Origin of the sequence: Moorena sp. SIO1F2 (assembly GCF_010672755.1) — a bacterium.
In the GTDB taxonomy this organism is placed as follows: domain Bacteria; phylum Cyanobacteriota; class Cyanobacteriia; order Cyanobacteriales; family Coleofasciculaceae; genus Moorena.
This window is the reverse complement of sequence record NZ_JAAHFV010000189.1, coordinates 1-12,400: the sequence shown is the minus strand read 5'-3', so window position 1 is coordinate 12,400 and position 12,400 is coordinate 1. Positions and strand designations below refer to the sequence as shown.

Sequence of the window (12,400 nt, the reverse complement as noted above, 5' to 3'; positions counted from 1 at the left end):
TCCCTACTCCCTACTCCCTACTCCCTACTCCCTACTCCCTACTCCCGACTCTCTTTGCTATATGACTGAATTTGCGTCTTTCAAAACTCAACTAACTGCTTCAGCTCAACGTTTGTTTGAGCTAATTGATGGTTTTAAGCAATCTAAGGTACTGGTGGTTGGTGATTTAACTCTTGATGAGTTTCTCACAGGTGAAGTGGAACGAATTTCACGAGAGGCACCAGTGTTAATTATACGTCATGAAACCACTCGTCAAACTCCTGGTGGTGGGGCAAATGCTGTGTATAATCTGGCTAAGCTAGGAGCAGAAGTTAAGGTAGCTGGGTTTTTGAGTAAAGATCCTCAAGGGCAAGTGCTGCGGACGATGTTTGAAGAGGTGGGGATTGATACTAGTGCGATCGTGATTGATCCAGACCGACCAACTGTGACCAAAAGCCGGATTGCTGGTCATGCCCGTCAGTCGGTCACTCAGCAGATTGTGCGAATAGACCGCAAGTCAGATGAATTGCCAGACCGGGATAAGCAGTTAGAGTTGGCAGCACAAATACAACAGCATTTAGGTCAGGTGGATGCTGTAGTTTGTTCTGATTACGGAGATGGTGTGTTTACACCACCAGTGATTGAAGCGGTTTTGTCTCACGACCGCACCATTGTAGATACTCAGAAGGATCTGGACCGTTATCATGGCGCTAGAGTATTTACTCCCAATCTGCCAGAAGCGGAGCGAGCAGTGGGCTATGGGATTAAGAGTTTTGAGGATTTGTTGAGAGCTGGTAGAGATTTGTTGGCACTGACTCAAGGGGAAGAAATTCTGATTACTCGTGGTGAACAGGGGATGAGTTTGTTTGGTCGTGATGGTAAGGTTGAGCATATCCCAGCCTTTAATCGCACCGATGTGTTTGATGTAACTGGTGCTGGGGATACGGTGGTAGCAGCCCTGACCTTGAGCTTGTGTCTGGGGGCTTCTTACTGGGAAGCAGCGGTTTTGGGGAATTTGGCCGCTAGCATTGTGGTGCGTCAGTTTGGGACAGCAACTACTAGTCAGGATGAGATGAAAGAGGCTTTACGGGGATTGTTGGAGCTTGAAGAATAAACTATAGCATTCAGCCGTCAGCCGTCAGCCGTCAGCTTATTTTATTCAAAAGCTGTTCGGTGTAGCGTGCGCTATGGGCATAAACTGTTCCGGTAGCGTGGCGACAGTCCTTTGGCTGTTCGCGTAGCGTGCGCGTAGCGCATTAGCTGATAGCTGATAGCTGAATGCTTACGCATAAACTATTCAGATTGCGATCGCATTTACCGTAATTTTTTCCTTTCATCACTTAATCTTTTAGTTAACTTTACTGACTCTTCAAGATTAAATCCAGGAATGTTTGATTAACTATTGATAGTAGTTTTTTATATCAATACATATGAAATTAACTCACATTAGTGCTTCTTTAGTATTCCTGGGAGCGATCGCCTTTGGCGCGGCTTCGCCCATCGCAGTTACTCCAGCTTATGGAGCCTCTGTATCATTCACTCCGATTGGATCACAATTAGACCAAGATGCCATCAATGACCTCCAAGTCAATGTTGGTGACACCATTGATTTCTCTTTCGTGTTAGATACTAGCGGTCTCACCGCTAATTTACAGTCATTGGACATTCTTGTAGAACAAGATAGTACTGAGCTTGTTACTTTAGAAGGATTTAGGACAGATGCAGATATAGCTGCCTTTTCAGACTTTAGCGGGAGCCTAGTAGAAAACCCACCCTTTGGAATACCTACAGTACTTTTTCAACGTAGTGATTCAATTGGAGTTTCTCCAGACTCTATCTTAGAGATAGTGAGGACAACTGACCAAGTACTGCCTGGGTTGAAGAATGATGGATTGCCTGACTTAGCAATTACTGTTACTTCTGCAATTGATGCTAATGGTATAGATGTAACCAGTCTTTTTAAACCAGTTAGCCAAAGTCTTGATGTTCAGCCCGCCCCTGTTCCTGAAACCACATCACTGTTAGGTTTCTTAGGATTAGCTGCTTTGGGGACTAGCTCATTACTAAAGAACTGCTCAAAACGGGTTTAATTGTTTCAGTAGTATTTAGAGTTTCAGGTTTTGTGGATTTAAAGGGAATAGGGAATAGGGAACAGGGACTTATTTCTTCCCGACTCCCTATTCCCGACTCCCTATTCCCGACTCCCTAAAACCTAAAACCTAAAACCTAAAACCTAAAACCTAAAATTAATTAGATGCTGCTACGGATTTAGTAGCAGCGTGAGCTTCTACCATCCGGGAAATATCAGGATTATAGAGTCGCAAATAATTCCAATAATTACCAAACACTGTTTTCACGTAACCTTTGGTTTCTCGAAAGGGGATTTTTTCAATAAAGGCGTCGGGGTCACTAAAACCGTATCTATTCACCCATTTGGATACATTACCGGGACCGGCATTGTAACTGGCAACGGCTAATAGGGAGTTATTACTATTTTGTTGGTGGGTAAAGCTTAGATACCATGTCCCCAATTTAATGTTGTCATCAGGGTTTTTAAGATTGTATTCTTTCAACTGGATTTTTTGGGCAACCCAACTACCTGTTGCTGGCATCACTTGCATTAAACCCATGGCACCAGCAACGGAACGGATTTCTGGTTCAAATCTAGACTCTTGGCGAATTAAGGCAGTTACTAGTAAGGGATTAAGCTCCCGTTGACCAGACCAGTTAACAATTGAATTTAGGAAAGGGAAGGGAAATAGAGCATGCCAGTATTTTGGGTCGTCACGCAGTGCTGCCCATTGGGCTTTTTCTTGGGGAGTCTCTCGTCGTTTTAAGCTCCAGACTTGGTTAATGCCTTTGAGATTATCCCCAATCCCTAGCCGCAATAAACCATCACTAAATTGCTCTGAGACACTGAGTTCCTTACGGTCTCCTAATTCCACTTGCCACAGAGCCCAAGCATCCTGATCTTGACCAAGCTTGTACAGTTCTTTGAGAGTAGCAGAACCGTCGGTTAGTAAAGGTCTAGCTTGGGGTCTGACCACTTTTGGCATTAAGTAGCGCACGGAGGTGAAGTCCCCTACATTCCAGCCTAAATAGTTGGCCGACCGCCATGCATAGTAGGATTCTGGATAACGAGCTAGTACATGCTCAAAGGCAGCTTTAGCATCATTAGGACGCCCCAACTTACTTGCCCATCGACCTACCCAGAAGCCAGCTTGGGCAGCGATGTCACTATCGGGATTGTTGGTGGTAATCGGTTGCGCCCATTGCCATGCTTGTTGTAGCTTGCCTTTTGCTGCTTTTTTTTGAGCCATTTGCCAACGATAATTAGCCGCAGCATCAGAACTAGCATATTGGGTCAATACCGACTTCCGAGCTTGGCCAGCAGAAACTTTGCTGTTGAGCTTTTCTAGGATTTTGGCTTTGTCGAGCAAGGCTTGAGGAGCTTCATCGGGATAATTCTGGATGACCTGATCCAGATAAGCTAAGGCTTCTGTTCGCTTAGAGATACTAGCAAGACGCCTTAAGGCTAATCCGGTTTCTTTGGCATTGGGATAGGCGCTGATTAACTGTTGATAAAAGATTTTGCCTTTGGTTGCTTTGGTATCTAAATGAAGCCCTCGACCTGCCCGGTAGAGATTGCGGGGAGTGCGGGGGGCTTTAGCGTAGGCTTTACCAGCTTTGCCATATTTCCAGGTTTCCCAGTAACCAGTGCCAATCATTTCCCAGTCTTCGGGGGTGAGTTGGTCAGCGTATTTGTCAACGATCCGGTCTCGGATCTCCTGCATTCCTAAGGCTTTAGGAGTGTGCTTGGCTAAGATTAATAGTAACGGGAGTTGGTTGGGATTGTTTTTGAGGCGCTGTCGGACAATTTCTAGAGTACGGGGATGGCTGGGAAATTTTGCGATCGCATCGTCCCAGTGCTTAGGATTAGATTTGCCTAGATGATAAAGGGCTTCTGCTGCCACTGCTTGGTTGGGGTACTTTTTCAGGATAGTTTGCCAAACTCCTGTAGCCGATTCCCTATCCCCCATGGCTTGGTAAGCTTGAGCACGTTTGAGGGCAACGTGGGATGCTAAAACTGGATAATCTGACTCAAGTCCTTCGAGATGGTTTAGGGCTTGTTCTGGTTGATTTTGTTGAATTAAATCCGATGCCAACAGATAACGGGCGCGATACTGTTCCCGAGACTTCGGACCGGAGGCAAAGGCATCTAGGTTAGTTGCTCGTTGTTGAGGTGGCAGGGAAACCAGCCGTGCTACAGCGGATTTGCCTGTTGACTCCGTTAAGCCTTGGCTGGCAGTCTTGTTTTCCTCTTTTTCCTCTAGTTGATTTGCTACGGTGACACCTAAGAATACAACTCCCAGGCACACTGATACCAATAACACTATGGCTCCAGCCAATAACCGAAATTGCTGTTTACGCTCTTTTAACATAAATCCTCACCCAACAAAGTTCAGCAGTTGAAAGTCTCTTAGCATATGACCCTTCACCAGGGGAATCTGGTTTCCCTCTTGAGTTATGAACCATTATAAAAATTTCTTGGCTAAGAACCTGAAACCGTACTTAGTCAGAATTGGTCAGACTTGGTCAGATTTAACAGAGCACGAAGCCAGCAATAACTAGATAACTATGATAAGTATTATGGTAACTATATTGTTTCTCATCCTGATGAGGCACATTATTCCCACCCTTCCCGCGCCCCATCCCACATCTTTGAACAAGGATAACTTGAAATTGTGGTGATTTATGGTAAGATTGCCTATAATTTTGTTATTTAGCGAAGGGAACAGGGAGTAGGGAGTAGGGAATAGGGAGTGGCGTAGTGGAATGACCACTCTTAAAGAGTGCATTAGACAGAGGAGTCTTCATCAGTAGTTTCAAAAACAGCGGTTTTGGTGTTTGAGTTTGACTCGTGCATCTTCTGTGGTAAAACGCCAGGTGTTGCTGAATAATAGAATGGTTAAGCAAAAACTGGGATTGTATGAAACTTTAAATAATAAATAAGAAGCCTGATTGATAACTTCAACATCTCTTGAGATTTAGAGTAACACAGAGTTCGTCGATGTAGCCTAGCCAAGTAGTGTCTCAATCTCGTATTTTCACTCTCGATTCTAGTCATATAACTTTTTTTTGTTAAATGGTCAATGTCATCAATAAATATTTGATAAACAATATATTTATCAGTGACATACCAAAAGCTATGCCAGCCTTGTCTTGATGCAGTCGCTCATGGGGGAAACCACGGCAGTTGCTCATGGTTTGAAGTTACCGTAAGATAGTGGAGCCTTATTAACAAATATTTAACCCTTTTCTGCATAACCTGCTAACTATAAAGGCTCCACTATCTAAGGTTTCGTCTCCGGGGGAACCCCCAAGACCGCACTGCCTCCCCAAGACCGCGCTGCATCGCTTTACGATTTTCCAAAGCTTTTTAAAAGTTTCAGCACTACGGTCACCAACTATAAAGTTTAAAATCCCGGGATACTTCTTGTCAGCTGCTGTCCTTTAAAGTTACCGTAGGAGAGGGTAGCCTTATTACAAAAGACTTAAAACTATTACTCATAACCTGCCGACGCTCATTGGCTACCCTCTCCAAGGTTTCGTCTCAAACCCAAATTTTGGTTTTTTTTTACAGCTGAATGCTTACAGCTAAAACTTTAAGCCAGTGCTTTGCAGCTAGACCAATGATTTGAAGCGAGCAGTTGTGGACTAGCTGCTGCATCTGGCTTACCAATTAGAGGAGTTGCACTCGGAGGGTTTGTTGTAGTCTGTAGCAACACCCCCGACTCAGGCAAACTGTTGTCAGGCTTACCTCAATCAATGTTAGGTATTGAACCATCAGACTAGACGAGGGCAAAATTCCCCTAACCGATCACCCCTTATTCATCCAGGGTTTGTATTGTTAATGATAAGTCAGTTTTAAAGGTTATGAAAACTACTTTATGCAAAAAACATTTTAAATTTATGCAAAATATACATTAAACAATTTTTTATGTAAAAAGCAATTTAATTTCATGTACTCCATACATAGTAACTCTATCTATTTAAGTTCTTGTTGTCCATGATGAAAAAATAACCAATTTTCGTAAAAGACAACTGGGTCATGACAACAATGACATCAGAGACGGCTAAAGTATCATCAGTAAATCAAAGGACTAATCAGACGGAAAAATCAGATAGCGACAATAAACCCGTCAAGCTAGCTTATATCAAGCTAATCCTCTGCGCTACAGGAATTGGCATTGCTGGCGGATTAGTAGCAACTAGCTACTATTTTGTCCTAGAACAGTGTTTGCATTTTGTTTGGCATTGGTTACCCGAATTTCTAGAACCCTATTTCCCGAGTTGGCTACCCTCTTGGAATTATGTGTGGATTGCCACTACCATTGGTGGGTTTTTCGTGGGCTTATCCCTCTACTTCTTGGGGTTACCCGGTGAAATGGCGTTGGTGATCGAAAAAGTCCACGATCCAGGTAGGATGGAGCCTCGTCAAACTCCTGGCATGATTGTGACCTCTCTAATTTCCATCACCGCTGGGGGGAGTGCAGGACCAGAAGCACCATTGGTACAGATTAATGGTAGCTTAGGTAGCTGGCTAGGAGTCAAGCTTAAACTGGCAATCAGCCATATCCGGATATTGACCTTCTGCGGGATGAGTGCTGCTCTTGGTGCCTTTTTTGGTGCGCCGATCGGGGGGGCATTGTTTGCCCTAGAAATTCCCCACCGCCGGAGTCTGGAATACTATGAAGCCATCGTACCAGCCATTGTCGCGTCAATTTTTAGCTTCTCTGTTTTCCGCTTTGGTACTGGGTTAGATGTGGGAGGAATTTACCGCTTTAACCTTTTTGATACATTACCTACTCTGTCCTGGCTAAATTTAATTGAGGGTGCATTACTCGGGGTTGCTGGTGGATTAGCTGCTATCGTGTTTATCTATATCTTTCGCTTTACCAAGTCTTGGATTAAATCTATTGAACATCGCCACATTTTGCTAGCTACACTAGGCGGATTATCTATCGGGTTGATTGCTGTATTCTTTCCCCAAACCCTATTTTTTAGTGAGGAGCAAATTGAAACAGTGATTGAACAAGGTCCCACTTTGGGGGTAACCATGTTACTGGGGATTGCCTTGGCAAAAATGTTTGCGATCAGCTTTACCCTCCACGGTGGGTTTAGAGGCGGATTTATCTTTCCTCTATTTTTCATCGGTGCCAATCTGGGTTTAGCTATCTCCATCGCCTTACCCGGAATTCACCCCACCATTGCTATGCTTTGCCTGATGGCAGCGGTGAATGTGGCGGTCACCAAAACACCGGTCAGTAGCACGGTTATTCTTAGCGTTCTGTCTGATACATCGATTCTTCCAATTATTGCTATTGCTAGCTTTGCCAGTTTCTTGTTAACTACTAATATTTCTTTGCTGAAAACTCAGCGATCGCGTAGTCAGGAGGGTATCCCAGTAATGGCTTAAGAAGACTTAAGTCTAACTTAGTAAAGGATTGAGTCAGTCAACAAAATCAGTTTTTTTGTTGAGAAGTTAGGTGACAGCTCCTACACTGACCCGTTGGGTTCAGTGTAGACTTCCCAGGCAATCCGGCCATCGCTTAGGAGGCGCTGGGCCAATACTGCTCGGTTAAGGAAAGAGGGAAGTATTTGTTCGCGTGTTATTTACGCGAACAAGGGCTCAGATTAATTCTGAATTTTTACCTTCCTTGTGTCAAACTATCAGAAGAGGCTAAGAAAGAAGAACTCAGAAGAATTGATAATAAGGTAACTTAATTGAAGAGTTAGAACAAAACCATTGTTTATCTAAGCAACTTTAACCGTCTTGAAGGTTAATTGTTGTAATTTGGTTCCTTGTTTTCGATGGTATGGTTTAGCTGCATTGAATTTTGACCGAGACTTTTTGACAACTCGTGGATTAATTATACCCTCTCTTGCAGGGATTTGATTATCTAAAATCTCTGCAATTAGCCAGCTCATAAATAAATTTATCTCTTCTGGTACTGCCTGCTGAAACAAGGGAACAGCACGACGCATTATTCTGAGGGTTCCAGTAAATCCTAATCTTAAAGGAGAAATTTCAGCTTTTTCGGCGGCTTTAAACATTAAGCATCTAATGCAATAATGTGCTAACAACCAACCATAAATTTCTTGGATAACTTCACGGGGATTATTCGAGCGAATCAACGTTTTTCGACCGTTGAGATGAGTCTTCATTTCGTCAAGAGTATTCTCGGCTTCCCAGCGCCAGTGGTACTCTTGAGCCAGTAACAGAGCCGGAAATAGATCCACATCAACCAAATCTGTAATCAGACGATATACTTGTTCAACTCCGTTTTCTTCTATCACATATTCAATCACCCGAACCGGTTTCCGGGTAGCTCCTTTCTTCTTGGATTTTCGGTCAGGAGCAATCCATGATAGATAAGAGCCATCCGGCAAAATTTTGACGACTTCAAACTTAACATTAGCAGGAACACGACCCAAAATGTGACATTTTTGCTTAAGGGCTTCCAACACCATCCTAAATGAATGTAATCCTCTATCCCACATGACAAGCATTCCCGGTCCAACTCCACGAAGGAGTTTTCTGGATCTGACTCTTTCTCCGATTCGATAAGGACTAATCAAGGCATCCGTAATTAAATGAGTCCCTAGCTCAACTAACAACACCAATCTGGCTTTCGGAAAAGCTGCTTTCGTTCCCTTTCTCGTTCCTGGATAGCCAAAAACTCTGCTATTAGTTTCGGTGTCGGGCACATCAAAGACAGTGCCATCAATTGCCATCAATCTTAGTCCACCTAAGAAAGCTTCCTTAGTTTTAACTGTTGCCATCGGACGTGCTACTAACTCAAATAAACGAGTCATTACCGCTGGACCAACTCGTTGGCGGGCTTCGCTAATTGATGAAGAAGTTGGAGTTTTTAGACGGACTAGCTGACGAATCCAAGTCCCATTCAGTCCCGCCATCAGATTTTTGAAGACATCGACAATCGAGTCAGTTGCCCAGAAACTCATCCCTATTAACAGGGCAACTACTACATCCGTAGGGAGGCTACGCTTTCTTTGATGTTGACTCTGGCTCTGTTCAATCGCTTGTGCTATGGGATCGTGAGGTATAATTGTACCCAAGCTTGAGACTGATTGAGAAAAGGCCAAAAACTCGATATGTTGTCGGATTAGATGCCAAGATCAATATTTGGTTATCAAAACTATTGCCAGACCTGGTCTTAGATCGACTGATTACTTGGTATTTAGGGTTAACTACAAACCTGATTACATTAGAAGGTAAAACTACTTTATAAAGTAAGTATAAAAATACTAATAAAAACAAATACATGAAGATTTGTCAAGAGTTATAGTTTTGGAATAAGAACCAATTAACAGATGTTATCTCAAGATAAACAAAGCAAAGCACGTGCTGATGATTTACTCGAGTGGCTTCGTAGCTACGCAAATGAGCGCATCAATTCTCGGCTAATCGATGAACGCCGTTGCATCCCACCATATATCGTGCTCGATCTAGGAAATCGTGGACTCTTGGGGATGCAGGTTCCACCGAACTACGGTGGTATTGGTCTGAGTAATCAAGATACTTTGCGTGTAATACAGCAATTAGGGGCTATCGATCCGACTTTGGCCTCATTTGTTGGCGTTCATAATGTCCTTGGGATTCGTCCCTTGATGAACTATGCTGGTGATCAACTCAGAGATGAACTTCTTCCCCTCATTGCTACAGGTCGAGAATTAGCTGCTTTTGCCCTCACAGAACCAGGAGCAGGGTCAAACCCTCAAGCTATTTCAGCAAAAGCCACACCCGATAGTCAAGGAGGTTGGCGATTGCAAGGTACAAAAATCTGGATTGGCTCCGCAGCATGGGCAAGCGTAATCAATGTTTTTGTCCAGACCTTTGATGCTGAAGGGCAATACCTAGGAGTTAGTGGTTTTGTAGTTCGTCAAGGAACCACTGGTCTACGGCAAGGTCCCGAAGCACTGACTATGGGGTTGCGTGGTATGGTTCAAAATGCTGTTTATCTAGATAACGTTTCTATAGATTCAGAGCATTTGTTAGGTGAAATGGGCGTAGGCATGAAAGCTGCCCAAGATGCGATGATGCACGGGCGATTATGCATTACAGCAGCTAGTATTGGGGGAATGAAACGTTGCGCTCAATTAATGCTTCGTTATGCAAAACGCCGAAATATATCAACAGGTCAATTGCTAAAAAATCCAGTAACACTGGCTAAATTGACCGATATTACAGAAGGTATTATGGCTGTTGAAAGCTTAGTAACTCGAATTGCTAAGCTACTGGATGACGGATGTGCTATTCCTGTAGAGGCTTATGCTGCCTGCAAAATAGTTGGTCCAGAGTTCTTCTGGCAAGCGGCTGATAGCCTGGTTCAGATGCTAGGAGGTCGGGGTTATATCGAAACAAATATTGCACCTCAACTTCTGCGCGATTCTAGGATTCTTCGCATTTATGAAGGACCTACTGAAACCTTGAATATGTTTATTGGCTCTAAAATCAGCAATAAAAGCGAAGAATTATACCAATTTATTTGCCAGGGTCTGGAAGCACCTCAAATTGCTGATATCTTAAAAGTAGCGGTGGAACAAATTAACGCTCGCTACACTAGTTCTAAAATTCCTTTTTCCGAGAGGAGTGTCGCTAGTCGCTGGCTCTATGCTTGTACTGGCGAAGTAGTTACTCTAGCAATCCTACTAGCTGCAGTTGAAGGTGCTTTTAAACGTTCTGGTTCGGAGCGTCTATATCGTACTGTTACTTGGGCAAAACTTAATTTTGAACAGAAACTTGAAAGAGTTTTATCTGGGACACCGGCAGAACTGGTAATGTCTAGCTCTGACACTATTACTGAGCTAATATCCGATTATTCCAACGCAATTGGCGAAATTGAACAGACTCTCCCAGGAGAAGAACGCGAATTAGATGAGATGCTGTATTGCTCGTGCTAGTTACATTTCTGTTGCAATTATTCATTACAACCCTAATGCTGTCGGTTAGCTTTAAACTTACGGTAGAGGATATCCTGCGTACTTTTCGCAAATCAGATTTGATAGTACGTTCGTTGTTAATCAACTTCCTGATTGTACCGATCGCGGCTTTGCTACTCACACAGGGGCTTGCTTTACCAAAAACTACAGCAGTAACTCTCTTGCTTGCATCAGCAGCCCCAGGAGCACCCTTTGCACCAAAATTAGCTGTTATTGCTGGTGGCGATCTGGCTTCTGCTATTGGCCTGACATTTACTTTATCGATCTTAGCAGTGGGCATCACACCCTTGATGGTTCACTTAAGTTACGCTGGGGTTGAAGATACACTCATCAACACTCTGCCCATTATTTGGAGCCTGGTATTCTTTCAGTTACTTCCTTTACTTACTGGTTTTGCTATTCGCCACAAGAGTGTGCGACTTGCCAAGCGCTTACTTTCTCCAGTCAAGATGCTCTCAGATATTCTGTTTGTAGCACTCCTGGTTCTGGTTCTGTGCCAAAATTTCGACATACTCTTTAGTATTGGATGGCTGTCGTTTACCGCTATGGTACTATTTACCGTCGTGACTTTGGTCAGTGGTTGGGGACTAGGTGGTTCTCAAACTCGCACGCGGAAATCAGTGACCTTGACGACTGCCTCGCGGAACTTAGAGGATATCTGAAAAGTTTTTTTATACTGAATTTTGCCCCCCTAGCCCCCCAACTTTGGGGGGAACAAGAGTCAATTTGCTTCTAAAAGTCCCCCAAAATTGGGGGACCAACGGGGGCTTGGATGTAGCAAATGAGACTTCTCAGACAACCTCTTAGGAATTGTACTACTGATTGCAGTAGAGAATTTTCCAAAAATGGGTATAGAGGGTGCTGTCATCGCTTTCGGTATTGTTGAGCTAGGAATTACACTGCTGGTAGCAGTCTACTTTCGCTGGTTTTATTCAACCTAAGTTCGGATTAACGGGAATATGGAAGAAATTTATATCAAAATTAACGGTTGTGAATATTATGTCCAAGATTCGCGTAATGGAAACGATAGCGTAATCCTACTACATGGATGGCCGGATGACAGTTCTTTATGGAGATTTCAGATTCCGGCTCTGATACAATCTGGATACCGTGTTATCTGTCTTGATTGGCTTGGTCATGGGCAGAGTGAAAAAACTGAAGACTTAAATAAATATACCCTCGCCTCCCTATCTGCTGATGTGATCGGATTGATGGACGCACTGAATCTGGAAAAAGCCCATTGCATTGCTCACGATTACGGTGCACACACACACACACACACACACACACGCACATACACATACACACACAGAGAGAATAAAAACTCACTCAAAAGCATGCAAACGAAAACCCAACTAACCTTCTTCAAAACAACAACAACAACAAAACAACA

The 12,400-nt window shown here is 43.5% G+C and carries 8 protein-coding genes and 2 pseudogenes; 6 read left to right on the top strand and 4 right to left on the bottom strand.

Translation table 11 applies throughout. The features are described 5' to 3' along the window. The first annotated feature begins 61 nt into the window (after positions 1-61). Positions 62-1,093 (top strand): bifunctional heptose 7-phosphate kinase/heptose 1-phosphate adenyltransferase, encoded by a 1,032-nt coding sequence (locus tag F6J94_RS20625; RefSeq protein WP_293043798.1) that lies wholly within the window; start codon positions 62-64, stop codon positions 1,091-1,093. A gap of 316 nt (positions 1,094-1,409) precedes the next feature. Further along, positions 1,410-2,069, top strand: a complete 660-nt coding sequence (locus F6J94_RS20620; protein WP_293043796.1) for a hypothetical protein — start codon at positions 1,410-1,412, stop codon at positions 2,067-2,069. Between the two features lie 156 nt (positions 2,070-2,225). Here the strand turns inward: F6J94_RS20620 and F6J94_RS20615 are convergent, their stop codons facing one another. From F6J94_RS20615 to F6J94_RS20605, 3 genes and pseudogenes are all read right to left on the bottom strand, one after another. Next, positions 2,226-4,421 (bottom strand): transglycosylase SLT domain-containing protein, encoded by a 2,196-nt coding sequence (locus F6J94_RS20615; protein WP_293043794.1) that lies wholly within the window; start codon positions 4,419-4,421, stop codon positions 2,226-2,228. 337 nt (positions 4,422-4,758) lie between these two features. Continuing rightward, entirely contained in the window at positions 4,759-4,956 is a 198-nt protein-coding gene (locus F6J94_RS20610) for a hypothetical protein (protein WP_293043792.1), read from the bottom strand. Continuing rightward, positions 4,949-5,185: pseudogene (locus tag F6J94_RS20605) on the bottom strand (IS1 family transposase); the annotation flags it as partial. The pseudogene F6J94_RS20605 and the gene F6J94_RS20610, both read right to left, overlap by 8 nt. A gap of 906 nt (positions 5,186-6,091) precedes the next feature. Between F6J94_RS20605 and F6J94_RS20600 the strand changes: the two are divergent. Then, positions 6,092-7,459, top strand: a complete 1,368-nt coding sequence (locus tag F6J94_RS20600; RefSeq protein ID WP_293043790.1) for a chloride channel protein — start codon at positions 6,092-6,094, stop codon at positions 7,457-7,459. 506 nt (positions 7,460-7,965) lie between these two features. Here the strand turns inward: F6J94_RS20600 and F6J94_RS20595 are convergent. Beyond that, a pseudogene (locus F6J94_RS20595) lies at positions 7,966-9,150 on the bottom strand (IS4 family transposase); the annotation flags it as partial. 228 nt (positions 9,151-9,378) lie between these two features. Between F6J94_RS20595 and F6J94_RS20590 the strand changes: the two are divergent. From F6J94_RS20590 to F6J94_RS20580, 3 genes are all read left to right on the top strand, one after another. Beyond that, positions 9,379-10,968 (top strand): acyl-CoA dehydrogenase family protein, encoded by a 1,590-nt coding sequence (locus F6J94_RS20590; RefSeq protein ID WP_293043788.1) that lies wholly within the window; start codon positions 9,379-9,381, stop codon positions 10,966-10,968. Continuing rightward, entirely contained in the window at positions 10,962-11,669 is a 708-nt protein-coding gene (locus F6J94_RS20585; RefSeq protein WP_293043786.1) for a bile acid:sodium symporter, read from the top strand. Before F6J94_RS20590 ends, F6J94_RS20585 begins: the two co-directional genes overlap by 7 nt. Positions 11,670-11,966: 297 nt before the next feature. Then, a partial coding sequence (locus F6J94_RS20580; RefSeq protein WP_293043784.1) for an alpha/beta fold hydrolase occupies positions 11,967-12,400 on the top strand: 434 nt, incomplete at its 3' end.